Raw genomic sequence first — 25,618 nt, 5'->3', positions numbered from 1 at the left:
ACCACGAACCCCCTGGTCACCACGCCGACAGGCCGGTCAAGTGTTCACGATGTCCTGAAACATCAACTGTTCACGATGTCCTGAACTCAGACATGCCGTTCTAACGGCACTTGCCACTCACGAGCCACAGGATCTCCCGCGCGACGCGGTCGTTCTGCCGGAACGAGATCGCGTTGGTCCGCGGCCGGGTGAACGCCCCGGCGGATCGCGCGGAGGTGTGCGGACCGAGGGCGAACCGGCGCGGATGCGGACGTCCGTCGCCGTCGAGCATCCGGCCGTCGGAGACGCGGGTGTGGATGCGACCGGCGAGCAGCCTTTCGCCGGTGACAGCGTCGAGAACGGCTTCCTCGCCGAGAGCGCCGCTGTCGCGCAACTGTCGCAAAAGGACATCGGAAGCCCGGGTGATGCTCGGCTCGGGAAGCCGCGCTTCGACGAGCGTCCGCGCCTCGGTCTCGCCGGGGAAGCTCGCGCCGGAAGCGACGAACGCCCGGCGTCCCTCATCGGCCGACACGCGGGTTTCGGCGCCCAGGAAGGAAACGAGCCCGGCTTCCTGGAGCGCGAGCAGTTCTTCGAGCCGCCGCGGCGGCGGCCCGCTCGCGAAGTACGAGAAGAAGCCGAGGAACCAGCCATCCAAATCGGACAGTTGGGAGACCGCGTCGAGCCTGCCGGTCTGCACCAGCGCGGGGAGCTGGCCCATCACGGACAACAACGCCGTGAACGCGCCCAGATCCGCGCTGTATTCGACGTCCGCCCGGCGGCTCAGGTCCGCTTCGACGTACTCGCGCAGTTCTTTGCCGTATTCCTCCGCGGTGCCGAATTCGGCGCCCGCCATCGGCCGGTCGAGCCGGTCCAGATCGAGCCGGTCGTCCGGCGCCGGGACCGCTCGCGCGATCAGCGCGTCGAGCTCGCCGGGTGCCGCGTCCGCGAAGGCGTCGGCGAAGACGGCGAAGTCCAGGCGCACTCGTTCGGGGTGGGCGGTGAACAGTTCGTGGTAGTAGGCCCAGGCGAGTTCCTTCGAGATCAACGGCCAGACATCGCGGCGGAAGTCGAGGGGGCCGGGCAGGGCGCAAAGCTTCTCGATGGCGTACGCGTCGAAGAAACGCGGCAACTGCGCCGGTTTCCCGCGCAGCCGGTAGCCGATCTTCGCGTGATACGGCACTCCGCGGCGCGAACCGATGTGCAGCACGGGCTCGGCGCCGCTGGGATGATACTTCAGCCCGCCGCAAGCCTGCTCTTCGAAGCGGCCGCCGCGGCCTTCGGTCAGCAGCAGCATCAGATCCACGAAAGCGAGACCGAACCCGCGCACCAGCACGGTTTCCCCGGGCGGGATCGCCGAATAGTCGACGTCGGCGGTGTAACCGGCCGGGTAGTACGCGAGGTCGTGGCGGAGGGCGAAGCCGGCGAGTTCGGCTTCGCGTTCGTCCGGTTCGGCGTCGAGATGTCCGACGGTGAACAGGACCGCGTCCGCTTCGAGAGGTTCCGCGCGGTCCTCCAGCCAGAGCTTCTGCGGCTCGCCGTCTTCGAGCCGCACCGCGCGGGTCCGGTGCTCGACGACCTCGATCCCGGACGGCAGTTCGGCGAGGACCTTGCGGTGGAACCACGCGAGGTACGCGCTCTGCAGCCGTCGCGTCGGGAAGTGATCGCTTTGCAGGGCCCCGAGTTCGGCGCGCAGACTGTCGTCGACCTCGGCGCCGAGCGTGCCCGCGCGGACCTGCCGCGCCCACTCGATCAGCGAAGGACCGGGCCGGATCGGGCCGTCGATCTCGACGCTGTCGTCGGTGAAGACCGTGACGTCTTCGGGCATCGAGTTCATCCGCAGCAGCGGCGACTGCTCGTACCGCCAGACCCGCCCGGGGCCCGCCGGGAACGGGTCGACCAGATGCACGATCAGCCGTCGCCCGCCGAGCAGCTCCGCGGCGTTCGCGCCGAGCCGTTCGAGCACGCCCACCCCACGTGGACCGGCGCCGACCACCGCGAGCACGTAGGGAAGGTCTGCGGTACTCACGAAGCCGAAGCTACGCCGGGATTCCTGGTCGCGTGCGGGTTCTCAAGGAGCGGAACTCGTTGCCACGCCGAGGAACCCGGGCGTACTCGTCGTGCAGGGGGACACGGACGAGAGGGACGGACGATGCCGGTCGAATTCCTGGGTATCGGGGGCACCAACGACGGTTCGGAGACACATCCGCGCACGGGCGGCGTCTTCGACAAGGACTACACGCTGCGCCTCGCGCGGGCGCACGAAGAATTCGGCTGGGACAGGGTGCTGTTCGCGTACGGCTCCAGCGGACCGGACCCGGCGCAGGCGGCCGCGTACGTCGCGGCGAAGCTCGACAAGCTCCAGATCCTGTTGGCGCACCGGCCGAACGTCTCGTACCCGACGTTCGCCGCGAAGACGTTCGCCACGCTGGACCAGCTCACGGACGGCAAGCTCACGGTCCACTTCATCACCGGCGGCAGCGACCACGAGCAACAGCGCGAAGGCGACTACCTCACGAAGGACGAGCGCTACTCACGCACGCGCGAGTACATCCAGATCGTCAAGAAGGCGTGGACGTCCGAAGAGCCCTTCGACCACGAAGGCGAGCACTACCGCTTCGCTGACTTCGTCCTCGACGTCCGCCCGGTGCAGCAACCACGCCCGGGCGTCTCGTTCGGTGGCTCGTCTCCGGCGGCGTATGCGGTGGGCGGGGCCGAAGCGGACATCTTCTGCCTCTGGGGCGAGCCCCTCGCGCAGACGGCCGAGCAGATCGAGTCCGTCAAGGCCGCGGCGAGGGCCGCCGGCCGCACCGACGTGCCGCGGATCCAGGTCGCGTTCCGCCCGATCATCGCGCCGACCGAGGAGCTCGCCTGGGAGAAGGCGTATCGCACGGTCGACGCCATCAAGGCCCGTACGAGCGGCGGCAGGCAGCTGACCCGGCGGCATTCGCTCACGAGCCCCGAGAACACCGGCTCGCAGCGGCTCCTGGCGGTCGCCGCCGACGGCGAGCGGTTCGACCGGGCACTGTGGACGCCGACCGCGGCCGCGACCGGCGGCGCCGGGAACTCCACCGCGCTGGTCGGCACGCCCGAGACCGTCGCGCAGGCCCTGCTCGACTACTACGACCTCGGTGTCGACATCCTCTCGGCGCGCGGGTACGACATGCTCGGCGACACGATCGACTTCGGCCGTCACGTCATCCCGATCGTGCGCGAAGAGGTCGCCAAACGCGACGCGGCGAAGGTCGAGCAGGCCGCTTCGGCCAGGGAGGTGCTCGCCGTCGACGGCTGAGCCGTTCACTCCACCGGATGGCGGTCCCGTCATCCATTCGGCGGGCACCGTGACGCTCGCTCAGCGGAGTCGAAGCGGGCATCGGACACACTCCGCACACGGGAGGCGAGGGCTCCGACGCCTCCGTTTCAGCGATGCCGGCTCACCCGGGCCGATGACGCGGGGATGTCCGAATTCTCCCGGGCCGAGGCTCGAAAGGACCGAAAGCCGCAGGTCTGGACCATGTTTCCGGTGATCGGGACATTTTCGCGTTCGACCGTTGATCCACGAAAAAGATCTCCGACTCCAGAAACCCGGCGAAAGAACCTAGCCAATCACCAACAGTCAGGAGACACTTACGTGAACGAATGACGCTTCGTGACGAGCTCGTGACCGCGTTACTCTCGGTCACGAGTTTGTCGCGTAATAAGGACCCTATTGGGGGCAACATGGCTTCGGCCGGACGGGTCACTTACCGAGAGGTGTTCGGTGTAGCCGAGTTCCGTTCGCTCTGGTTCGCCGAGCTTTTCTCGATCTTCGGCGACCAACTCGCCAGGGTCGCCCTCTCGGTCCTCGTCTTCACCGAAACCCGTTCCGCGACCCTGACCGGTCTCACCTACGCGCTGACCTACGCCCCGTCGTTGCTCGGCGGCATCTTCCTCACCGGGTTCGCGGACCGCTTCCCCCGCCGGACCGTGATGATGGTCGTCGACCTCTTACGGGCCGCGCTGATCGCGCTGGTCGCGGTCCCGGTCCTGCCGTTCTGGGTGCTGTGCGTCCTCGTCGGCGCCGTTTCGCTGCTGAACCCGCCGTTCAAGGCCGCCCAGCTCGCCCTGCTGCCGCAGATCCTCGAAGGCGACCGGTTCGTCGTCGGCATGGCGATCCGCAGCATGACCGTCCAATCGGCGCAGCTCGCCGGGTTCGCCGGCGGCGGCCTCCTGCTGACCGCGCTCGAACCCCACATCGCCCTCGCGCTCGACGCGGTCACCTTCGTCGCCTCGGCGCTGTTCGTCCGATTCGGGCTTGTCACGCGCCCGGCCGCGGCGTCCGGCGAGAAGCGCAAGTCGTTCTTCGCGTCGATCGGCTCGGGCGGGAAGATCGTCTTCGCCAGCGCGGGACTGCGCTCGCTGCTGCTGTTCACCTGGCTGATGGGCCTGCTGCCGGTGTACGAGGGCATCGCGGCGCCCTATGTCGCGGCGTCGGGCGGCGGCCCCGAAGTCATCGGCCTGCTGCTCGCGGCCGACCCGATCGGCAGCGTGATCGGCGCGTTCATCTACTCGCGCTGGGTCCCCGCACACGTCAGACCGAAGCTGATCGGGCCGCTTTCCGCGCTGACGGCGATCCCGCTGCTGCTGTGCTTCCTGCAGCCCGGCCCGCTGTCGTCGATCGTGCTGTTCGTGTTCTGCGGCGGTTTCGGCACGGTGGCGCTGATGCAGGCGACGGCGTCACTGACGCTGGCCGTGCCCGACGAGAGCCGCGCGCAGGTGATGGGCCTGTCGAACACCGGATTGACCACGACGATGGGCGTGAGTCCCCTGATCGGCGGCATCCTGGCGGATCAGGTGGGCCCGCAGTCGACCGTCGGCGTCTTCGGGCTTGCGGGATTGCTGATGACCGTTCCGCTGGCCCTGAGCTGGTGGCGAACCCTCAGCGGTGATCCGGAACGGTGGCAGGAAAAAGACGCCGCACGCGCAGAACATTGAGGTGTTCCACGCGCCGGCCCGATCGCGCGGCCTTGTGGCACGCGCCCCAGTTCACTGATCCCTACCGGCCATCGCTGGCACCTTTCCCTCGACCTCTCAGAGAAAAGTACACACCTAGGGAGCTTGTCGACAGCCCGCAAGTCGGTAGAAGCTGTCCGTAAGTAGGGGGTTTCGGAGAATGACGCAAGAGTCAGGGGGAAAGATGATCACATCGGAGGAACGCGCTGGACATCGTTCGGCTCTCACGGTACTGACGTGGGAGCTGTGGAAGAGGCCCACGAACTGGATCGCCTACACCGGGCTTTCCGTGGCGATGATGCTGGCACTGACGGGGGTCTTCGCAGCATCCATCGCCATCACGTCTTCGCAGGTCCTGCTCTGTTTTCTGCTCGCCGGGCTCGCCATCGCGCACACCGAGGCGACCCGCCGGATCGAGCGGCAGCGCCGCAGCATGAGCGTCACCCCGCACATCAACATGACCTCGGTCTGGGTGCTGCCGGGTGCGATTCTGCTGCCGCCGCAGCTGACCGCGCTTCTCGTCACAGCGATCTACCTGCACCTCGGATACCGCAGCTGGGCGGGCCTTCGCACGGTCAATCCCCATCGGACTGTGGCGAACGCCACATCGATGACGCTGACCGCGTTCGCCGCCTGGGGGGCCGTGCAGGCCGTCGGCGCCGACGTGGCGTCGGTGACGGCGATCTGTGCCGCGAGCCTCGCCTTCTTCCTGATGAACGCCGTCTTCACCGGCACGGGCCTGTACTTCGCGGCACCCAAGAAGGCGACCGTCCAGACGCTCCTCGGCTCTTGGGACGACAACATCCTCGAAGCCTCCACCGTCTGCATCGGCGCGCTCGTGCTCGCCGTGCTGCCACATCAGCCGGTGCTCGTGCTGCTCGTCTTCCTGCCGCTCTACCTGCTGCAGCGTTCGGTGCTGATCAAGCAGCTGGAAGAGCTCGCCACCACCGACCAGAAGACCCAGCTGCTCAACGCCACGACCTGGCAGCAGGGCGCCGTCCGTGAGGTCGCCCGCGCCGAGCGCGAAAACGGCCAGTTCGGCGCGCTGATGATCGACCTCGACCACTTCAAGAGCATCAACGACACCTACGGCCACCTGGCGGGCGACGACGTGCTCAAGGGCGTCGCGGCGCTGGTCAAGGCCGAAACCCGGGCGCAGGACCTCGCCGGCCGGTTCGGCGGCGAGGAGTTCGTCGTGCTGCTGACCTCGTCGTCGAAGGAAGAGTCCGTCGCGGTTGCCGAGCGCATCCGGCAGCGGATCAGCGAAATGGTCATCAAGACCCAGGACAACGAGGGCACCCCGGTGGTCATCGAGCAGCGGACCGCGTCGGTCGGCGTCGCGGCCTTCCCGTTCGACGGCCGGACGATCGACGAGGTCATGGCCTCGGCGGACGCCTCCGTCTACGCGGCCAAACGCAATGGCCGCAACCGGGTCGTCTCGTCACCGGACCTGGTGGCGGTCGCCGAAGAGGCGGAAAAGTCCCTGGAAGCCATCGCGGCCTAACGCAGTCTTTCCATCACGTCGGCGGCCGCGGTCCGAAGGCGGACCACGCCGCCGACGGTGAATTCGGTGAGCAGGTCGATGAGCGCGTCCGCGTCGGGCGGCTCACCGTCCCAGCTCGCCTGGACGAGTGCCTCGGTCATCGCGAAGAACAGCGTGACCAGGGCCTTGTCCGCGCGGCCGGAATCGACGCCGTGGCGGGCCCAGCGCTGCCTGCTCGCCTCGGTGTAGACCCCCGCGAGCCGTTCCCGGAGCCGCGTGAGGGCCGGATCGCCCAGGCGTTCCGCCTCGCGCAACACCGGGAACGCGTCGGGATTCGCCGCCACGAAGGCGAACATGTTGGCGTAGTTGGCGCGCGCCCAGGCGCGGAGCTCGGGCTGCGAGAGATCGAGGGCGGGCGCGCCGATCGCCTCGAAGGCACGTTCCTCGATGTCTGCCACGACCTGGGCGAACAGCGCCGCGCGGTCGCCGAACTGCTCGTAGACGGCCTGCCGGGACACCCCCGCGCGCCGGGCGATCTGCTCGATCGTCGCGGCCTGCGCGCCATGCACCGCGAAGACGCCCTCGGCCGAACTCAGCACCCGCGCGCGCTGCTCGCCGATCGGGAGTTTGCGGGGTCTGCCTCTCGGCGCCGGACTTGACATCGTGCGCCACCTCACTGACTCTCTTTTTCGACACGTCTGTCGAAAATGTTTGTGCTCAACGAGGAGCAAACATGCGTCCAGGATCCCGGCGCGGTGTTTCCGCCGCCGTCTCAGCGGCCACCGTGGCGGCACTGCTGACCTTCGGGGCACAGCAGGCCATCGCCGAACCGTCTTTCTACGACCCCCCGTCGCCACTGCCCGCGGGTGCTCCCGGCGACATCATCCGGCACGAACCGTCCACGTTCTACGTCGATCCCGTGAAACTCATCAAGGCCGACGCGGACGTTCAGCGGATCATGTACCGCAGCACCGACACGCACGGCAAAGCCAACGCCGTGACCGGCACCGTCCTCACCCCGAAGAAGGCGTGGACCGGCGCGGGCGAGCGGCCGGTCATCGGCTACGCAGCCGGGACGCAGGGCGTCGGCGACCAGTGCGCGCCGTCGAAGGCCCTCTCGGCGGGTATGGAGTACGAAGGGCCCTTCATCGCCGGGCTGCTGCTTCGCGGCTACGGCGTCGTCGTCACCGACTACGAAGGCCTCGGCACTCCCGGCGTCCACACGTACGTCAACCGCGTCGCGGAAGGCAACGCCGTCCTCGACTCGATCCGTGCGGCGCAGCGCCTGGCCGAAGCGAACCTGCCGGACAACGGTCCTGTCGCGACCGCGGGCTACTCGCAGGGCGGTGGCGCTTCGGCGTCGGCGGCCGAACTGCAGCCTTCGTACGCGCCCGAGCTCAAGCTGAAGGGCTCGTACGCGGGCGCCGTCCCGGCGGACCTGGCCGCGGTCGGCAAGAACATCGACGGGCACTACGCCTTCGGTTTCCTCGGGTTCACGCTGGTGAGCATGGACGCGGCATACCCCGAGCTGAACATCCCGGCGGTGCTGAACGCGAAGGGCGCGGAAGCGTTCGAGAAGGTCAAGCAAGAGTGCACAGTGGACGCGATCTTCGGGCACGCGTTCACGCAGTCGAAGAACCTGACGAAGGACGGCAGACCGCTGACCGCGTACCTCGGCGAAGAGCCGTACAAGACGCGAGTCGGCGAGCAGCTCATCGGAGCGCGGAAGCCGGGCGCGCCGACGCTGGTCGTCCACAGTGCACTCGACGACATCGTGCCCTACGAGCAGGGCCGGACCATGGCGCGCTCGTGGTGCGCGAAGGGCGCGAAGGTGCAGTTCTCGACTTCGCTGGTTCCCACGCACGTCGGTGGGGCTATCCGGGCTTTCCCGGAGGCTTTCGCTTGGCTTGAGGGTCGCTTCGCGGGACTGCCCGCCGTGGGGAACTGCGGGCTGTTCTAGGGGTCACCGGATGTCATGAAAGGGTCGTTCAAGACATTTTTTGTCCTGAACGACCCTTTCATGACACGCGCTACTTGAGGCCGGTGGCTTCCGCGGCGGCCGGGTCCGAGTCGCTGAGGAAGGTCTTGCAGCGGTCGTACTCCTCGGTCTCGCCGATCTTGCCGGCGGCCTTGCCGAGGACGGCGAGGGAACGCAGGAAACCCTGGTTCGGCCGGTGCGACCACGGCACCGGGCCGTGTCCCTTCCAGCCCGCGCGGCGGAGCTGGTCCAGGCCGCGGTGGTACCCGGTGCGGGCGTACGCGTAGGCGGCGACGGTCTCGCCGGCGTCGAGCGCCTTCTCGGCGAGGACGGCCCACGCCTCGCTGTAGTCAGGGTGCTCGGCGGCGACGGCGGCCGGATCGCTCCCGGCGTCCAGCGCCGCCTGCGCGGCGGTGTGCTCGGGGAGATGCGTCGGCGGGGGGCCGAGGAGATTCGTCATACGGGCCATTGTGCCGACCGCGTGTGATCAGAAAAACAGGCTCCCGAGAATGCCCCCACCGGCCAGCACCAGGGCGGCGACGAGCACCGCCGCGACAAGACGTTTCGGCATCATGGCGGCACACCTTGCCCTGCTTCGCACGCCGACCGCAAATCCACCACCCCTACGGGTGAACCCCGATTTTCGACCCCAAATGCCCATCTCGTGACCTGGAGCAGGGAAGATGTCCCGCATGACAAAGGCGACAGAAGTGACCGGGGACCTTTCGCCGGGTGTCATCCCCCGCAGCCCGATCGCGAAGACGAGGCTGTTCTTCAAACTCCATTGGCACCGCGGCGCGCCGGGACAGGCGACGCCGGACTGGGTGCTGAACTTCTGCTACTCGATGTGGCTGGCCGCGTTCGCCTTCAAACTGGTGGGCTCGTCCTGGGACATGTCGTGGCATTTCATGTGGCTGCGGGACGACCTCGCCCCGCCGCATCTGATCAACACCGTCGGCACGGTGATCATCATGGTGCTGGTGGCGATCCACTCCTACACCGGGATGGGCGCCGACCGGCGTTCGCTGCGGTTGATGCAGATCGGGCTCGTGGTGTTCCTCATCGCGGCGCCGCTGGACGTCATCAACCACCGCGTCAACGGTCTCGACCTGACCGCGTGGAGCCCGTCGCACATGATGCTCTACATCGGAACGGGCATCATGCAGGCCGGGGTGATCACGGGCTGGCTGAAGTACGCCAAGCCCGGCAGGACGCGCACCGGTGTCCTGATCGGACTGTGGGCGTTCTTCCTGGAGAACACGTTCTTCCCGAACGGACAGCAGGAGTACGGCATCCTCGGCCTGCGCGCCTGGGAACGTGGCATGCCCGAGGCCGAGCCCGAGCTGCTGAACTTCGCCGCGAACCAGATCGGGCATCCGGTCGACCGGGTGGCCGTCGAGTACTTCACGATGCCGATCGACGACTGGGTCTACCCGCTGTGGGGCATCGGCGTGATGGCGCTGATCTTCGCGCTGGCGCGGTACACGACCGGCTTCCGCTGGGCCGGGACGACGGTCGCCGCCGCCTACCTCGCCTACCGGCTGGTGATGTGGCCGCTGCTGCTCGGGATGGGCTTCCCGATCTCGGTCGTGCCGTTCTACCTGCTCGCCGTCGGCCTCGCCGTCGACCTGGCGTTCCGCATCGGACGGGGGCATCCGCTGCTGACCGCGGGCGCGGGCACGCTGCTGGTGACGGCGTTCGGCTACGGGATGCTGTGGGTGCAGTCGCAGTTCCGGCCGTGGATCCTCGGCGACGCGCACACGGAGTCGGCGCCGCCGGTGGCGTACTGGACGGCCGCGGTCTGCCTGGTCGGGGTCGGCGCGCTGTGGGCCGCCGCCGGACCGGGGACACGGGCGGTGAACGCGCTGCTGGAGAAGCGTCGCGGGCGGACGGGACTGCCGGTCGCCTGAGGCCTCACGCGCATGTCATGAAGGGTCCCCATAGGACGTTTTCCGTCCCAAGGGGACCCTTCATGACACTCTGGGCCAGAGCGGGTCAGGAGAGCTTGTTGCCCGCCGAACCCAGCGACTGAGCGGCCTCGACGATGCGCGCGGCCATGCCCGCCTCGGCGGCCTTCAGGTAGCTACGCGGGTCGTAGACCTTCTTGTTGCCGACCTCGCCGTCAATCTTCAGGACGCCGTCGTAGTTCTTGAAGAAGTGGTCCGCGATCGGCCGCGTGAAGGCGTACTGCGTGTCCGTGTCGACGTTCATCTTCACGACGCCGTAGGACACCGCCTCGCGGATCTCCTCCGGCAGCGAGCCGGAACCGCCGTGGAAGACCAGCTCGAACGGCTTCGAGCCGGCCGGGAGGCCGAGCTTCTTCGACGCCGCCTCCTGGCCGCCCTTGAGCACGTCCGGGCGCAGCTTCACGTTGCCGGGCTTGTAGACGCCGTGCACGTTGCCGAAGGTCGCGGCCAGCAGGTAGCGGCCGTTCTCGCCGGAGCCGAGCGCGTCGATCGTCTTCAGGAAGTCGCCCTCGGCGGTGTACAGCTTCTCGTTGATCTCGGCCTCGACGCCGTCTTCCTCGCCGCCGACGACGCCGATCTCGACCTCGAGGATGATGTTCGCGGCCGCGGCCTTGGCGAGCAGCTCCTGCGCGATATCGAGGTTCTCGTCGAGGTCGATCGCGGAGCCGTCCCACATGTGGCTCTGGAACAGCGGGTGCTGACCGTTCTTGACCCGCTCCGCCGAGATCTCGATCAGCGGGCGGACGAAGCCGTCGAGCTTGTCCTTCGGGCAGTGGTCGGTGTGCAGCGCGACGTTGACGTCGTACTTGGCGGCGACGACCTGGGCGAACTCGGCGAGCGCGACCGAACCGGTCACCATGTCCTTGACCTTCTGGCCGGAGGCGAACTCCGCGCCGCCGGTGGAGAACTGGATGATCCCGTCGCTCTCCGCCTCGGCGAACCCGCGGATGGCGGCGTTCAGGGTCTCCGACGAGGTCACGTTGATGGCCGGGTAGGCGAATTCGTTCGCCTTCGCCCGGTCGAGCATCTCCGCGTAGACCTCGGGGGTGGCGATGGGCATCGTTTACTCCTCCTCGAAGCAGGCTGGTGCACCTCTCGGCCGCATCGTACGAGGTCGGCCGGGAGGTGCCTACAGCCGTCGCGTCAGAGAAGGACGGCGGCGAGCGCGCGGTAGACCGGCAGGGGGTCCTGGTTCAGTACCTGGATGTTCACGTGGTCCGCCCCGGCCTCGATATGCGCGGTGACCCCGCGGGCGACCGTTTCGGCGTCGCCGTGGACGGCCAGCGCGTCGATCAGCTTGTCGCTGCCCTGACCGGCCAGGTCCTCGTCGGTGAAACCGAGTTTCCGCAGGGAGTTCGTGTAGTTGACGAGGCCGAGGTAGAACCCGACGCCGCCTCGTCCGATCTCGCGGGCCTTCGCCGGATCGGCCTCCAGGACGACCTTCTGCTCGGGCGCGAGGAGCGGTCCCTCGCCGAGGATCTCCCGCGCCTGACGCGTGTGCTCGGGCGTCATCAGGTACGGGTGGGCTCCCGCTGTGCGGTCTCCTGCGAGTTTGATCACCTTCGGGCCGAGAGCGGCGAGCGCGCGGCCTTCGACGGGCACTCCGGCCTCGTCGAGGGCGTCGAGGTACTCCACCAGCGCGGTGTACGGCTTCTTGAACTCCGCGGTGTGCTCGCGGTGCCCGGCGCCGACGCCGAGCAGGAAGCGGCCCGGGTGCTTCGCCTCGATGCGCTTGTAGGACGCGGCGACCGTCGCCGCGTCGTCCTTCCAGATGTTGACGATGCCGGTGGCGACCTTGATCGTCTTCGTCGCGTCGAGGAGTTCCTCCGCCTTCGCGAGGTCACCGGCCGGCGAGCCGCCGAGCCAGATGGCGCCGTAGCCGAGTTCCTCCAGTTCGCGGGCGAGCTCCGGGGTGAACACGCTTTCGTGCTGCCAGATGCCGATCCTGCCGAGTTCGATTCCCATGCTTCGAGCCAACACCGGCCCTCGCCGATGTCTTCCCTTATGTTCGAGGCATGGCGAAACTCGGGAACACCGACCTCGACGTCCAGGGCATCAACCTCGGCGGGAACGTCTTCGGCTGGACCGCGGACGAGCAGCAGTCCTTCGCGGTCCTCGACGCCTACACGGCGGCGGGCGGCAACTTCATCGACAGCGCCGACCTCTACTCGGGCGGCGGCTCCGAAACGATCATCGGCGACTGGCTGACCAAGCGCGGGCGTCGCGACGACGTCGTCATCGCGACCAAGACCGGCATGTGGGAGGAGCGGAAGGGGCTGTCGGCGGCGAACATCGCGGCGGCGGCCGAGGATTCGCTGCGCCGGCTCCAGGTCGACCACATCGACCTCTACTACGCGCACATCGACGATCCGGACACCCCGATCGAGGAGACTCTGGGGGCCTTCGACGCGCTCGTGCGCGCGGGCAAGGTCCGCTACATCGGGGCGTCGAACTACTCGGCGGAACGACTGACCGAATCACTGTCCATTTCGGACCGCGAGGGGTTGGCGAAGTACGTCGCGCTGCAACCGCACTACAACCTCGTCGAGCGTGAATACGAGACCGACCTGGCGCCGACCGTCGAGCGCGAGGGGCTGACGATTCTGCCGTATTTCGCGCTGGCCAAGGGTTTCCTGGCCGGAAAGTACCGCTCGAAGGAGAACCTCGGCGACAGCCCGCGCGCCGCCCGCGCTTCGTCCTATTTGGACGAACGCGGTGAGCGGGTCCTCTCGGCGCTCGACGGGATCGCGGCCGATCGCGGCGTCTCGGTCGCGGCCGTTTCGCTGGCGTGGCTGTTCGCGCAGCCGACCGTCACCGCGCCCATCGCGAGCGCCCGTTCGGTCGAGCAGCTGAACGACCTCCTGCCCGCGGCCGACCTCGCGCTCACCTCCGAGGAGGTGGACGCCCTCACCGCCGCTTCCCGCTGAACGCGGACTTACTTGCGGGTAGCTTACTCTGGGTAGGTTGGGGTACCGTCCGAAAGCCTTAGGGCTCGGACGAGGAGGCAACGTGGCCAAGAACAGCGTGAACGGCAAGGTCGTCCTGATCACCGGCGCCGCGAGGGGCATCGGCGCGGGACTCGCCGAACGCCTGGCCGCGCAGGGCGCGAAGGTCGCCCTGGTCGGTATCGAAGCCAAGGAACAGCAGGCCGTCGCCGACAAGATCGGCCCCAGCGCCCACGCCTGGGAAGCCGACGTGACCAGCTGGGACGACCTCGAACGGGCCACCGCGGGCGTCGTCGAACACTTCGGCGGGATCGACATCGTCATCGCGAACGCCGGCATCGCGACCTCCGGATTCGTCCGATCGGTGGACCCGGCCGCCTTCGAGAAGGTCATCGAGGTCGACCTCCTCGGCGTCTGGCGCACCTTCCGCGTCACCCTTCCGCATGTCCTCGACCGCAAGGGCTACCTGCTCGCGATCTCCTCACTGGCCGCGATCACCCACGCGCCCGGCATGGCCAACTACGCCGCCGCGAAGGCCGGCGTCGAGGCGTTCTGCAACAGCTTCCGCGCCGAAGTCGCCCACCTCGGTGTGAAGGTCGGCGTCGCGCACCCCACCTGGATCCGCACCGACCTGGTCGAAAGCGCCGACAAGCACCCGGTCTTCGGCAAGCTCCGCACCGGCATGCCCGGCCTGCTCGGCAAGACCTACCCGCTGTCCGTCGCGCTCGACCACCTCCAGGCCGGGGTCAACAAACGCGCCCGCACCGTGCACGTGCCCCGCTGGGTCGGCGGGCTCAAGCTCATCCGCGCGTTCCTGCCGCCGATCATCGAGATCGGCGCGAAGGGCCGGATCAAGAAGGCCGACGCCGCCGCCCTCATGGACATCAAGGAGCGCGGCGCGTACGAATCTTCGATAACCGGTCAGGCAGGCCGGGCCGCCACACGGAAGGACTGACGTATGTCCCGTCGCGACCAGATCCGCATGACGCCCGACGAGCTCACCGCGTACCTCGACGAGCAGAAGGTCATCAACGTCGCGACGATCGGCCCGAACGGCCGCCCGCACCTCGCGCCGCTCTGGTACTACCCGCACGAATCGGGCATCGCGACCTGGACCTACGGCACGTCCCAGAAGGCGAAGAACCTGGAGCGAGACCCGCGTGCCACGGTGCTCATCGAGGACGGCGAAAGCTACGACAAGCTCCGTGGGATCTCCCTCGAAGCCGACGTCGAGGTCATCACCGACACCGCCGTCGTCACCCAGATGGGTATCAAGCTCATGCAGCGCTACGCGGGCGCGAAGCCGGGCGACCCGGTGCCCGGCGAGCTCGCCGCCTTCATCGGCAAGCAGGCCCCGAAGCGGATCGGGCTCGTCTTCACCCCGACCAAGATCGTGAGCTGGGACCACACGAAGCTCGGCGGAACATACTGACGGGTAAGTCGTACTAGAAAGTAACTGTTACTTCAGGTAACGTCATCCGCGCAGGAAAGCCTCGACGCGGAGGGCGCAGATGACCGAGCGATTCAAGGTCGTGATCGTGGGCACCGGATTCTCCGGGCTCGGCCAGGCCATCCAGCTGGAAAAGGCCGGGATCACCGACTACGTGATCCTGGAGAAAGCGGACGAGGTCGGCGGTACGTGGCGTGACAACTCGTACCCCGGCTGCGCCTGCGACGTGCAGTCCCACATGTACTCGTTCTCGTACGAGCAGAACCCGGACTGGTCGCGGTCGTTCTCGCCCGCCCCGGAGATCTTCCAGTACCTGAAGGACGTCACCGACAAGTACCGGCTGCGGCGCAAGATCCGGTTCGGCGTCGAACTCACCGGCGCGACCTGGGACGACACCGCCCGCCGCTGGCACGTCCAGACCAAGTCGGGTGAGATCGAAGCCCAGTTCGTCGTCTCCGGCGTCGGCGGCCTGCACATCCCGCAGGTCCCCCAGCTGCCCGGGATCGAGAAGTTCAAGGGCCAGACCTGGCATTCCGCGCAGTGGAACCACGAGTACGACCTGCGCGGCAAGAAGGTCGCCGTGGTCGGCACCGGTGCCAGCGCGGTCCAGTTCGTCCCGAAGATCGCCCCCGACGTCGCCGAACTGACGCTGTTCCAGCGCACGCCGCCGTGGATCATGCCGAAGCCGGACCACGCCATGCCGAACTGGGCCAAGACCGCGTTCCGCCGGATCCCCGGCGTGCAACGGCTCTACCGCAACGCGCTGTACTGGTTCCTCGAAGTCCGCGCCGTCGGCTTCAACGGCCACCCCGCGATCATGAAGGCGGGCGAGGTGATCGCGAAGCGCCACATCGGCAAGGGCGTCAAGGATCCCCAGCTGCGCAAGAAGGTCACCCCGGACTACACCATGGGCTGCAAGCGGGTGCTGATCTCCAACGACTACTACCCGGCGATCGCCCGGTCCAACGTGGACGTCAACACCGACGGCGTGCGCGAGGTCAAGGCGCACAGCGTCGTCGACGGGAACGGCGTCGAGCACGAGGTCGACGCGATCGTCTACGGCACCGGCTTCAAGGTCACGGATGCCTTGGAATACCTGGACATCACCGGGATCGACGGCCGCGACCTCGCCAAGGAGTGGGCCACCGAGGGGATGCGCACGCACAAGGGCATCAGTGTCGCCGGCTTCCCCAACCTGTTCTTCCTCCTCGGCCCGAACACCGCGCTGGGCCACAACTCCGTGGTGTTCATGATCGAGTCGCAGGCGCGCTACGTCGTCGACGCGATCAAGCTCGCCGACTCGCGTGGCGCCGCCGCGCTCGACGTCCGCACCGGCGTCCAGGAGAAGTTCCAGCGCGAGATCCAGGACAAGCTCGTCAAGGGCGTGTGGACCCAGGGCGGCTGCAAGAGCTGGTACCTCGACGCGAAAGGCGTCAACCGGACGATCTGGCCGGGCTTCACCTGGCGCTACTGGCTGGAGACCCGCAAGGTCGACCCGAGCGACTACGAGCTCAGCGGGAGGTCGTGATGACCGACCACGAGCAGATCGTCCTGCACGCGCGTGACGTCGAGTTCGACTGGGCGTCCCTGCCGATGCACTGGATCCCCGGCGAACCGCAGGCGACGCACACGATCAACGTGCTGCACCTGGCGCTGCCGGAGGGCGAACGCTGGTTCGTCGAGGTGTTCAAGCAGGCCGTCCCGCTGATCCGCGACGAGCGGCTCAAGGAGGACGTCCTCGGCTTCATCGGCCAGGAGGCCATGCACGCCGAAGCGCACGACGGCGCCGCCGAACACCTCGAAGCGGCGGGCGTGCGCGTGCGGCCGTACATCGCGCAGATGGAGTGGATGTTCCGCCGCCTGCTCGGCGACCGCGAGCTTTCCGCCAAACGGCGCGAAGAATGGCTGATCGAACGGCTCGCCATCATCGCCGCGATCGAGCACTACACCGCCTTCCTCGGCCAGTGGATCCTCGACGCCGAGGCGCTCGATAAGGCCGGTGCCGACCCGACGATGCTGGACCTCCTGCGCTGGCACGGCGCCGAAGAGGTCGAGCACCGTTCCGTGGCCTTCGACCTCTTCATGCATCTCGACGGACGCTACGGCCGCCGCGTGCGCAGCATGCTCGTCGTGACACCGGTGCTCGCCTGGGTCTTCCTGCGCGGCACCAGGTTCCTCATGAAGAACGACCCGACGCGGCCGGGCAAGACGAGTTTCCGGACCTATCTGCGGGTGGCCAAGCTCGGCCTTCTCCCTTCGGGCAAGGAGATGCGGCGCGAACTCCTGCCGTACTTCCGGAAGTCCTATCACCCCACTGAAACCGGCGACACCGATCAGGCCGTCGCGTACCTCGCGACCTCGCCGGCCGCGCTGGCCGCCGACGAACCCCGGTGACGCCGCCGACGCGCCCGCTGCGGCTCGACGGCAGCGGGCGGACCGACCGCGCGATGGCGTCGCTGACCGGTGTCGTCGCGCTGTACCGCAGGCTCAGCGGCGTGAGCGGGCGCCGTCGTCCCCCGGTGGCCGCCGTCGACCGCGATCTCCCGCTGGTCGTCGACGATGTCCGCGCCGAGGCCGAAGGCGTCGTCAGTCTCAAGCTGGTGCACGAACGCGGCGAACCGTTGCCCCAATGGCGGCCCGGCGCGCACGTCGACCTCTCGCCGCGGCCGGGGCTGGTCCGCCAGTACTCCCTGTGCGGCGACCCGGACGACCACGCGGCCTACCGCGTCGGCGTCCGGTTGCTCGGCGAGGGATCGACGGCGGTGCACGCCTTGAAGAAGGGCGCGCGGATCACCGCGCGCGGCCCGCGCAACGCGTTCCCGTTCGTCGCGAGCCCGGCCTACCTGTTCGTCGCGGGCGGCATCGGGATCACGCCGATCCTGCCGATGGTGCGGCAGGCGGCCGCCGCGGGCGCGGACTGGCGGCTGGTCTACACCGGCCGCGACAAGGCTTCGATGCCGTTCCTGGATGAATTGTCCGGATACGGCGACCGTGTCTGGATTCGTCCGGACACGGACCACGGGATCCCGGCGTCGGGCGCGGAACTGCTCGAAGGGGCAGAAAAGAGTGCCCCGATTTACTGCTGTGGCCCGGTTCCGATGATCGTGGGCGTCCGGACGGACGCGGCGTTGCGCGGTTCGGGACCGGTGTTCTTCGAGCGGTTCTCGACGCCGCCGATCGTCGGCGGCGCGCCGTTCCGGGTCGGGCTGGCCCGCAGCGGGCGGACGCTGGACGTGCCCGCCGACCGCTCCACCCTCGATGTCCTGCGGGAAACCGTGCCCGGCATCGCTTATTCGTGCCGCCAGGGGTTCTGCGGGACGTGCGAGCTGCCGACGGTGACCGGCGATCGCGTCCGGGTCTGCGTCGACCGCGGACCGGTCACCCTCGACCTCTGAGCCGTCAGGCTTCCTTCGGCAGCCAGGCGCCGATCACCGGCTTGAACTCGCGCACGGTCCGCTCGGCGACGACGCCTTCGAGGTGGTACGGGTCCTGATCGATGACGTCGAGCAGCGCCGTCTCGTCGGCCGCTTGGTAGAGCGAGATGCCGCCGGAGCCGTCGCCCAGCGGGCCGCCGAGCGCGACGACGCCCTGTTCCGCCAGGTCGGAGAGGAATTTCCGGTGCCGGGGACGCACGTCCTCCAGTTTTTCCTGCACGTAAGTGATCTCCACCAGGAACCAGGCCATCGACATCTCCAAGGTCGTTCCGACAGACGCCATCCAGCTTCTCAGGATCCGATCAGGCGGCACGTCCGCCCCACCCGATACGCTGATCGAGCGCCACGCACAGGTTGTGCTTCAAAGGGGTAAATGAACAGGTAGGGGTACATGCTCGAGGGCAATGCGGAACGCAGTGTCGAGGCGACCCTCGGCCACTTGCGCACCATGGACGGACCGGTCACGCCACCGCCGCCTGCGGCGCCGCTGACCCTTGAGGATCTCTATCGCCAGCACCGGATGAGGCTCGTCCGGCTGGCCATCCTGCTCGTGGACGAACCGGCGACGGCCGAGGACGTCGTCCAGGAGGCGTTCACCGGGCTGCACCGCAACTGGGGGCGCCTGCGCGACGCCGCCGCGGCCGTCGGCTACCTGCGCACCGCCGTGGTCAACGGGTCACGCAGTGTGCTGCGCCGCCGCAAGACCGCGCGCGAGTACGTCGCGCCGCACGCCGTCAACGCGCGTTCGGCCGAAAGCCTCGCCATGCTGTCGAGTGAACATCAGGCCGTTGTGAGCGCTTTGTCCAAACTGCCCCCTCGTCAGCGCGAAGTTCTGGTGCTCCGTTACTACGGTGGGCTGAGTGAGGCCGAGATTTCCGAGGCCGCCGGTATTTCGAAAGGTACCGTGAAGTCAACCGCCAGCCGGGCACTCGAGGCGCTGCAGAAAGCCATGCAGTCACCGAACTGATGCACGGCCTTCATCTCGACCGCTGGGTTGTGCCGCCATGCTTGGTCCAGACCAATATATGCTGGGGTATGTGAGAGGCGCCGGAGATTTCGTGATCGTGGGCGGCCGGGTAGTCGCCCCGGACCGTGTACTCGACGACGGCTGGCTGGCTATCGCCGGCGGCAAGATCGTCCAAGTCGGTTCCGGGACACCCCCGGACATCGACCGCGTGCATGCCGACGGAGGCCTGGTCGTACCCGGCTTCGTCGACACCCACTGCCATGGCGGTGGGGGCGGCTCGTTCTCCAGCGGGAACCCCGAGGAGCTGATGCGCGCGGTCCGCGCGCACCGGCGGCACGGGACCACGACCATGCTCGGCAGTCTGGTCTCGGATCCCATCCCGGTGCTCCGGGACCAGATCGCGGCCCTGCGTGAGCTGGTCCAAGAGGGTGAACTTGCCGGAATTCACCTCGAAGGACCCTTCATCTCGAAGGCCCGTTGCGGAGCGCACGACCCGGCGACGCTGATCGAGCCGGACACGGCGACGGTCAACGCGCTGCTCGGCGCCGGCCGCGGCGACATCCGGATGGTCACCCTCGCCCCCGAACTGCACGGCGGGATCAAGGCGGTCCGGCACCTGGCCGAATCGGGTGTCATCGCCGCCATCGGGCACACCGACGGCGTCGAAGACCAGATCATCCCCGCGATCGACGCGGGCGCCTCCGTCGCGACCCACCTCTTCAACGCCATGCGGCCCCTCCACCACCGTGAGCCGGGTCCGATCGGCGCCCTCCTCGACGACGAGCGGATCACCGTCGAGCTGATCTGCGACCTCGTCCACGTGCACCCGACCGTGCTCAGGCTGGCCGCGCACCACGCGGGCAAGGGCCGGACGGTGCTCATCACCGACGCGATGTCGGCCACCGACGCCGCCGACGGCAGCTACATCCTCGGCCGCTTGGAGGTCGACGTCCGCGACGGCGTCGCCACCCTGGCCGGGAACGGCTCGCTGGCGGGCAGCACGCTGACCATGGACGCGGCGTTCCGCAACCTGGTCCGCGGCGCGGGCATCGACCTGCTCGACGCCGTCCGCGCGACCTCCGGGCGCCCCGCCGAAATGCTCGGCATCGCCGACCGGACCGGCTCGCTGCGCGCCGGGCTCGCGGCGGACGTCGTCGTGCTCGACCGCGACCTGCGGCCGACCAAGGTGCTGCGCCAGGGCGAATGGGTCAAGGAGGAGGCTGCGGCTACATTGAGCGCCACGGCCCCGCTCAGTGGCGCGGTCGAAGGCGGTGTGTCGGTCACCGACGGGTAGCGGCGAAGGGAGTCCCGGATGAGCGAGCCCAAGGACCCGGAAAAGCTCCTTGCCGACGCCCTGCGCGCTCAGGCCGTCTTCGCCCCTTCGGCGGAGCGGATCTCCGAGGCCTCCACCGAGAAACCAGTCGAACCGGACACCCAGGGCAATTCGGATACGCAGAGTGATCCGGAGGCGCCTGGACCGCCTTCCGGGGAACACGAGTTGCCGGCGCAGTACGGGCTGCTCTCCGGCGCCGGCGCGGGCTCGCTCGAACGCGAGCGCGTCGCGCTGGAGGACGCGGAGACGGCCAGGCTGGCGGAGCGCCCGACGCCGCCTCCGGCTCCTTCGCCCGGCAGCGCTCCGCTGCCCGCGTACTGGGTGTTGCTGCTGGCCGTGCTGCTGGGGCTGGCCGCCGGTTCGGTGATCGGGCTGCTCACGCTGATCTGAGCCGCCCGTCCCGCCGGGTCAGGGCACTCAGCGTCACCCTGTACCGTTTTGGTGTGATCCTGGCGCAGAACACCGTGACGACGATGGGCCTCCTGCCCGAGTGGCTGGACCCGAAGATCCTGCTGAGCGGGCTGACCGTCCCGGTCATCACCATCCTCTGCCTGATCATCTTCATCGAGAGCAGTGTCTTCCCGGTGCTGCCCGGCGACTCCCTGCTGTTCACCGCGGGCCTGCTGATCGCCAACGGCTCGATCAAGGCCCCGCTCTGGCTGGTGTGCGTGCTGGTCACGCTCGCCGCGCTGATCGGCAACATGCTCGGCTACGGCCTCGGCTGGAAGATCGGGCCCTGGCTGTTCCGGAAGCCGGATTCGAAGTTCTTCAACAAGAAGTACGTCGACCAGACCCACGCGTTCCTGGAGAAGCACGGGCCGAAGGCGGTCGTGCTGGCGCGGTTCGTGCCGTTCGTGCGGACGTTCATCACCTGGATCGCGGGCATCGGCAAGATGGACCCGAAGAAGTACTTCACCTACACCGTCATCGGCGGCATCCTGTGGGCCGCCGGGATCACCGCGCTCGGCCACCTGCTCGGCGGGGTCGCCTTCATCGAGAAGAACATCGACGCGATCTTCATCCTGATCGTGCTGGTGTCCGTGGTGCCGATCGTGATCGAGTACCTGAAGTCGCGCCGCGAGAAGAAGCACTCGGCCACCGGCGCCGCTCCGGCCGCGGACCTGGACGCGACGCAGCAGATCCCGCGCGTGCGCGACTGACCGTTCATAGCGTTCAGAGGGAGAACATCGAACCGGACGAAACGGCGGTCTCGCGCGATCGGCTGGACGACACCCGTGTCCAGACGGACGACACGCGACGGAGATCCGGCCACGGACGTGCCGTCCGCCCAGTCACACGAGTTCCGCGTTCAATCACGCGGGTTCCGTGCCTGATCACGTGAGTCACGCGCGACCGTCGGCGGAGCCAGAGGGAGAACATCGAGCCCGGGCTGACGAGCGGTAAGGCGTGGCGGGTTGCTCGCTGGCCTGCGTGTCGGCTTCGCATGCCGCGAAAGCCACTTTCACAACGCCGGTACCCCGTCAGACCGCACTGGGTCGGGATGGTGCTAGAGGGAGAACATCGAGCCCGGGTTGAAGAGGTTCCCCGGGTCGAGCGCCCGCTTGATCTGCCGGTGCACGCGGATGCCGACCTCGCCGATCTCCTTCGCCAGCCACTCGCGTTTGATCCGGCCGATGCCGTGCTCGCCGGTGACCGTCCCGCCCAGCGACAGGGCCACGTCGAGGATCGCGTCGAAGGCCTTCCGCGCGCGGGCGAACTCCTCCTCGGAGTCGGGCGCGTAGACGATCGTCGGGTGCATGTTCCCGTCACCGGCGTGGCCGACGACGGCGATCCGCAGCCCCACCTCCTCGCTGATCCGCTCGCAGCCGGCGATCAGCTCGGCGATCCGGGTGCGCGGCACGCACACGTCGTCGGTCAGCCAGACGCCGTACATCTCCAGCGCGGTGAGCACGACCCGCCGCGCCTGCAGCAGCATCTTGCCCTCTTCGAGATCCTCGGTGGCGTAGGCCAGATCCGCGCCGCAGTCGACGCAGATCTGTTCCAGCACCGCGAGTTCCTTCCGCGCGACCTCGCCGCCGGCGTCGGATTGCGCGAGCAGCAAGGCTTTGCAGTCCGCGCTCGTGCCGAGGTCGGTCTTGAGGTACGCCTCGGCGGCCTTGATGGACGTCGCGTCCATGATCTCCATCAGCGACGGCACCAGCCCCTCGCGCACGACCCGCGCGACGGCTTCCCCGGCGGCCTCCGTGCTGTTGAAGGCGGCGACGAGCGTGGAAGGCAGCTGTGGCAACGGTTTCAGCGCGACGGTCGCCTGCGTGATCACACCGAGCGTGCCCTCGCTGCCGACGAAGAGCCGCGCGAGGTCGTAGCCCGCGACGCCCTTCACCGTGCGGCGACCGGTCTTCAGCACCGACCCGTCGGCGAGCACGACTTCCAGTCCCAGCACGGAATCCGTGGTGACGCCGTACTTCACGCAGCACAGCCCACCGGCGTTGGTGGACAGGTTTCCGCCGATGGTGCACCAGTCGTAGCTGGAGGGGTCCGGCGGATAGAACAGGCCGTGTTTCTCGACCGCGTTGCGGAAATCGAGGTTCACCACGCCGGGCTGCACGACGGCGAGCCGGTTGCCTTCGTCGATCTCGACGATCTGGTCGAGCTTGGTCAGCACCAGCACGACACAACCGTCGATCGCGTTCGCGGCGCCGGACAGACCACTGCCGGCGCCGCGGGGCACGATCGGCACCTCGAACTCCGCGCAGGCCTTGACCACGGCCTGCACCCCTTCCACGTCGGACGGCAGCACCACCGCGAGAGGCTTGCCGCTGTCGGCCAGCGGCATCATGTCGCGCGAATAAGCGTCCGTGACGTCGGTGTCGGTGAGCACCGCGGCCGTGCCGAGATGCTCGCGGAGCCGGGTGACCAGGGCGTGGTTGCTGCTCATGCCCTCATCGTAAGCTCCATTAGATCCGCACTGCGGAACTTTTTTTCCGATCGAGCAGAACGAAGGCTTGAACACCTGTATAGACGAGCACGGCGACGCCCGCCCATGCGGTGACGTGCACCCCCTGGGTGAAGGCCTCACGAGCCGATTCCAGGAGCGCCTGCCCGGCGACGGGGTCGAGATGCTGCGCTGTCGCGACGGCGCCGCCGAGGGTGTCCCGAGCGGACTCGGCCGTCCCCTCCGGCAGACCGGACCGGTAGACCGCGGTCGCGACACTGCCCAGGATCGCGGTGCCGAGCGCGCCGCCCAGCTCGAACCCGGTCTCGGAGATCGCCGACGCGGCACCGGCCCGCTCGGCCGGGGCGGCCGAGATGACCAGGTCGTTCGTCAGCGTCTCCGACAGGGCGACACCGCCCCCGAGCAGCGTGAACGACACCACGACGTACGCGAGCCCACCGCCGGCGGACACCTGCGTCAGCGCCAGGAACCCGACCGCGGCGACCAGGAGACCGCCACTGACCAGCACGGACACCCGGATCCGCTTCGCGAGCCAGGCCGCGAGGAGCGCGCCGGCGATACCGGCGGCCGTCGCCGGGAGCATCCACAGCGCGGCGACGACCGGGGTCAGCCCGAGCACCAGCTGCAGGTACTGCGGCACCAGGAACAGCAGGCCGACCATGGCGAACACGCCGAGCATGTTCGTCACGACAGAGCCGCTGAAGGCCCGGTTCGAGAACAGCTTCAGGTCGAGCATCGGCTCGTCGAGGCGGTTCTGCCTGCGGACGAACAGGTAGCCGAGCGTGAGACCGAACAGGACACTGATCACGGCCTTCAGGCCGAAGCCGTGTTCGGCGACCAGCTTGATGCCGTAGACCACCGGCAGCATCGCGGCCAGCGACAGCAAGGCCGACAGCGGGTCGAAACGGCCCGGCTTCGGGTCACGCGCCTCCGGCAGCACGAACGGTCCGGCGACCAGCAGCACCAGCATCACCGGGACGTTGATGAGGAACACCGAACCCCACCAGAAGTGCTCCAGCAGCCAGCCGCCGAGCACCGGCCCGAGCGCCATACCGCTGGAGAACCCGGCGCTCCACACCGCGATCGCGGTCCGGCGCTGTTTGGGGTCGAGGAAGATGCTGCGGATCAGCGACAGTGTCGACGGCATCAGCGTCGCGCCGCCGACCCCGAGCAGCGCCCGGGCGATGATCAGCATGAACGCGCTGGTCGAGAAGGCCGCGAGCACCGACGCGGCACCGAACGCCGCGGCGCCCATGAGCAGCAGCTTGCGCCGCCCGATGCGGTCGCCGAGCGTACCCATCAGGACCAGCAGGCCCGCCAGCATGAACGAGTAGATGTCGACGATCCACAACTGCTCAGCACCGGTCGGCGCCAGATCCTCCGACAGGAACGGCAGCGCGAACCCGAGCACGGTCATGTCCACGCTGATCAGCAGCACCGGAAGAACCAGTACCGCCAACGCCCACCACTGCTTGCGCCCCGCCATGGCGCACTCTCCTTAAGGTAAACCGTCTGGACGGTACAGTTACCGCCTCGTTCGAAACTAAACCGTCCAGACGGTATAGTCAACTGATATGGCGAAGCCCACCGCGAAGGAACGCATCCTCGACTCGTACGAGGAGATCCTCATCGAGCACGGCCCCGGCGGGGTCACCCTCGACGCCGTCGCCGCGCACGCCGGCGTCTCGAAGGGTGGCCTGCTCTACCACTTCGGCTCCAAGGAAGCCCTGGTCGACGGCCTGCTGGACCGTCTCGCCACCTTGTCGGAGGAGGATCTCGAACAGGCTCAGAGCGCGCCCGAAGGCGTCGTTTCCTGGTACCTGCGCACCGCGATCACCGACGTGACCCAGCGCAAGCCGCTGCACCGCACGACCATGGCCACGATCCGGATCATGCTCAACGAACCGCGGGTCGCCGAGGTGGTGCAGGTCTACAACCAGAAGGTCCACGACCTGATCAGCGAGAACGTCGGCGACCCGCTGACCGCCGAACTGGTCATCCTGGTCGGCGACGGCCTCTACCTGCGGGCGGCGCTCGGCCGGGACGACGCGAGTCCCCTGCTGGACCGGATCGACGAGATCAAGGCCCGCATCGCCCGCTGACCCTTTCCCGGAAGTGGGGTGTAATGGTGGTTGAAGAAAATTTTTTTAATTAACGACCCGGTAAAGAGAAATAT

24 protein-coding genes are annotated in these 25,618 nt (G+C 68.2%); 16 read left to right on the top strand and 8 right to left on the bottom strand.

Features of this window, described 5'->3' with window-relative positions; all coding sequences use genetic code 11:
• Window positions 1–100 precede the first annotated feature (100 nt).
• The gene (locus tag AB0N89_RS32765) at window positions 101–2,005 is read right to left on the bottom strand and encodes an FAD/NAD(P)-binding protein (RefSeq protein ID WP_364212708.1); all 1,905 of its coding nucleotides are present in this window, start codon (window positions 2,003–2,005) and stop codon (window positions 101–103) included.
• A 123-nt stretch (window positions 2,006–2,128) separates the two neighbouring features.
• Here AB0N89_RS32765 and AB0N89_RS32760 point away from each other — a divergent pair, with 123 nt between their 5' ends.
• The 3 genes from AB0N89_RS32760 (at window position 2,129) to AB0N89_RS32750 (ending at window position 6,472) form a co-directional block, all read left to right on the top strand.
• Window positions 2,129–3,268: an LLM class flavin-dependent oxidoreductase gene (locus AB0N89_RS32760; protein ID WP_364212705.1), complete on the top strand. Its 1,140-nt coding sequence runs from the start codon at window positions 2,129–2,131 to the stop codon at window positions 3,266–3,268.
• A gap of 428 nt (window positions 3,269–3,696) precedes the next feature.
• The gene (locus tag AB0N89_RS32755; protein WP_364212702.1) at window positions 3,697–4,950 is read left to right on the top strand and encodes an MFS transporter; all 1,254 of its coding nucleotides are present in this window, start codon (window positions 3,697–3,699) and stop codon (window positions 4,948–4,950) included.
• Window positions 4,951–5,152: 202 nt separating this feature from the next.
• Window positions 5,153–6,472 (top strand): GGDEF domain-containing protein, encoded by a 1,320-nt coding sequence (locus tag AB0N89_RS32750; protein ID WP_364212699.1) that lies wholly within the window; start codon window positions 5,153–5,155, stop codon window positions 6,470–6,472.
• On the opposite strand, the gene AB0N89_RS32745 is transcribed toward AB0N89_RS32750, so the two are convergent.
• Window positions 6,469–7,050 carry a TetR/AcrR family transcriptional regulator gene (locus tag AB0N89_RS32745; RefSeq protein WP_364212717.1) on the bottom strand — a complete coding sequence of 194 codons (582 nt, stop codon included), beginning with the start codon at window positions 7,048–7,050 and terminating at the stop codon, window positions 6,469–6,471. The genes AB0N89_RS32750 and AB0N89_RS32745 overlap by 4 nt on opposite strands.
• A 134-nt stretch (window positions 7,051–7,184) precedes the next feature.
• On the opposite strand from AB0N89_RS32745, the gene AB0N89_RS32740 reads away from it, so the two are divergent.
• Window positions 7,185–8,411, top strand: coding sequence for a lipase family protein (locus AB0N89_RS32740; protein WP_364212696.1), 1,227 nt, complete (start codon window positions 7,185–7,187; stop codon window positions 8,409–8,411).
• 70 nt (window positions 8,412–8,481) lie between these two features.
• On the opposite strand, the gene AB0N89_RS32735 is transcribed toward AB0N89_RS32740, so the two are convergent.
• Complete coding sequence (locus tag AB0N89_RS32735; protein ID WP_364212693.1) at window positions 8,482–8,889, bottom strand: DUF3151 domain-containing protein; 408 nt, start codon at window positions 8,887–8,889, stop codon at window positions 8,482–8,484.
• 232 nt (window positions 8,890–9,121) lie between these two features.
• On the opposite strand from AB0N89_RS32735, the gene AB0N89_RS32730 reads away from it, so the two are divergent.
• Complete coding sequence (locus AB0N89_RS32730; protein WP_364212690.1) at window positions 9,122–10,339, top strand: hypothetical protein; 1,218 nt, start codon at window positions 9,122–9,124, stop codon at window positions 10,337–10,339.
• A gap of 85 nt (window positions 10,340–10,424) precedes the next feature.
• Here the strand turns inward: AB0N89_RS32730 and fbaA are convergent, their stop codons facing one another.
• Complete coding sequence (gene fbaA / locus AB0N89_RS32725) at window positions 10,425–11,456, bottom strand: class II fructose-bisphosphate aldolase (protein ID WP_364212687.1); 1,032 nt, start codon at window positions 11,454–11,456, stop codon at window positions 10,425–10,427.
• An 83-nt stretch (window positions 11,457–11,539) separates the two neighbouring features.
• Complete coding sequence (locus AB0N89_RS32720; protein WP_364212684.1) at window positions 11,540–12,361, bottom strand: LLM class F420-dependent oxidoreductase; 822 nt, start codon at window positions 12,359–12,361, stop codon at window positions 11,540–11,542.
• 50 nt (window positions 12,362–12,411) lie between these two features.
• Between AB0N89_RS32720 and AB0N89_RS32715 the strand changes: the two genes are divergently transcribed.
• From AB0N89_RS32715 to AB0N89_RS32690, 6 genes are all read left to right on the top strand, one after another.
• Window positions 12,412–13,323, top strand: a complete 912-nt coding sequence (locus AB0N89_RS32715; RefSeq protein WP_364212681.1) for an aldo/keto reductase — start codon at window positions 12,412–12,414, stop codon at window positions 13,321–13,323.
• 82 nt (window positions 13,324–13,405) lie between these two features.
• On the top strand, window positions 13,406–14,296 hold the full coding sequence (locus tag AB0N89_RS32710) for an SDR family oxidoreductase (RefSeq protein WP_364212679.1): 891 nt from the start codon (window positions 13,406–13,408) through the stop codon (window positions 14,294–14,296).
• A gap of 3 nt (window positions 14,297–14,299) precedes the next feature.
• Window positions 14,300–14,773, top strand: a complete 474-nt coding sequence (locus AB0N89_RS32705) for a pyridoxamine 5'-phosphate oxidase family protein (protein WP_364212676.1) — start codon at window positions 14,300–14,302, stop codon at window positions 14,771–14,773.
• Between the two features lie 79 nt (window positions 14,774–14,852).
• Window positions 14,853–16,319 carry an NAD(P)/FAD-dependent oxidoreductase gene (locus tag AB0N89_RS32700; RefSeq protein ID WP_364212673.1) on the top strand — a complete coding sequence of 489 codons (1,467 nt, stop codon included), beginning with the start codon at window positions 14,853–14,855 and terminating at the stop codon, window positions 16,317–16,319.
• Window positions 16,319–17,185: a metal-dependent hydrolase gene (locus AB0N89_RS32695; protein ID WP_364212670.1), complete on the top strand. Its 867-nt coding sequence runs from the start codon at window positions 16,319–16,321 to the stop codon at window positions 17,183–17,185. Before AB0N89_RS32700 ends, AB0N89_RS32695 begins: the two co-directional genes overlap by 1 nt.
• Window positions 17,182–18,186 carry a PDR/VanB family oxidoreductase gene (locus AB0N89_RS32690; protein WP_364212667.1) on the top strand — a complete coding sequence of 335 codons (1,005 nt, stop codon included), beginning with the start codon at window positions 17,182–17,184 and terminating at the stop codon, window positions 18,184–18,186. Before AB0N89_RS32695 ends, AB0N89_RS32690 begins: the two co-directional genes overlap by 4 nt.
• 4 nt (window positions 18,187–18,190) lie before the next feature.
• On the opposite strand, the gene AB0N89_RS32685 is transcribed toward AB0N89_RS32690, so the two are convergent.
• The gene (locus tag AB0N89_RS32685; protein ID WP_364212714.1) at window positions 18,191–18,475 is read right to left on the bottom strand and encodes a YciI family protein; all 285 of its coding nucleotides are present in this window, start codon (window positions 18,473–18,475) and stop codon (window positions 18,191–18,193) included.
• 141 nt (window positions 18,476–18,616) lie between these two features.
• On the opposite strand from AB0N89_RS32685, the gene AB0N89_RS32680 reads away from it, so the two are divergent.
• The 4 genes from AB0N89_RS32680 (at window position 18,617) to AB0N89_RS32665 (ending at window position 21,685) form a co-directional block, all read left to right on the top strand.
• Window positions 18,617–19,192: a SigE family RNA polymerase sigma factor gene (locus AB0N89_RS32680; protein ID WP_007032484.1), complete on the top strand. Its 576-nt coding sequence runs from the start codon at window positions 18,617–18,619 to the stop codon at window positions 19,190–19,192.
• A gap of 91 nt (window positions 19,193–19,283) precedes the next feature.
• Window positions 19,284–20,486, top strand: a complete 1,203-nt coding sequence (gene nagA, locus AB0N89_RS32675) for an N-acetylglucosamine-6-phosphate deacetylase (protein ID WP_364212711.1) — start codon at window positions 19,284–19,286, stop codon at window positions 20,484–20,486.
• 18 nt (window positions 20,487–20,504) lie between these two features.
• Window positions 20,505–20,915 (top strand): hypothetical protein, encoded by a 411-nt coding sequence (locus tag AB0N89_RS32670; protein WP_364212664.1) that lies wholly within the window; start codon window positions 20,505–20,507, stop codon window positions 20,913–20,915.
• Window positions 20,916–20,968: 53 nt separating this feature from the next.
• Complete coding sequence (locus AB0N89_RS32665; protein WP_364212661.1) at window positions 20,969–21,685, top strand: VTT domain-containing protein; 717 nt, start codon at window positions 20,969–20,971, stop codon at window positions 21,683–21,685.
• 347 nt (window positions 21,686–22,032) lie between these two features.
• On the opposite strand, the gene AB0N89_RS32660 is transcribed toward AB0N89_RS32665, so the two are convergent.
• Window positions 22,033–23,424 carry an FAD-linked oxidase C-terminal domain-containing protein gene (locus AB0N89_RS32660; RefSeq protein ID WP_364212658.1) on the bottom strand — a complete coding sequence of 464 codons (1,392 nt, stop codon included), beginning with the start codon at window positions 23,422–23,424 and terminating at the stop codon, window positions 22,033–22,035.
• Window positions 23,425–23,443: 19 nt separating this feature from the next.
• The gene (locus AB0N89_RS32655) at window positions 23,444–24,928 is read right to left on the bottom strand and encodes an MFS transporter (RefSeq protein WP_364212655.1); all 1,485 of its coding nucleotides are present in this window, start codon (window positions 24,926–24,928) and stop codon (window positions 23,444–23,446) included.
• 88 nt (window positions 24,929–25,016) lie between these two features.
• Between AB0N89_RS32655 and AB0N89_RS32650 the strand changes: the two genes are divergently transcribed.
• Window positions 25,017–25,544, top strand: coding sequence for a TetR/AcrR family transcriptional regulator (locus tag AB0N89_RS32650; RefSeq protein ID WP_364212652.1), 528 nt, complete (start codon window positions 25,017–25,019; stop codon window positions 25,542–25,544).
• The last annotated feature ends 74 nt before the right edge of the window (window positions 25,545–25,618 follow it).

Source organism: Amycolatopsis sp. NPDC089917, from assembly GCF_040684635.1.
Taxonomy (GTDB): domain Bacteria; phylum Actinomycetota; class Actinomycetes; order Mycobacteriales; family Pseudonocardiaceae; genus Amycolatopsis.
Note: the sequence above shows the minus strand (reverse complement) of the source record. Positions and strands in the feature narration are given on the sequence as shown.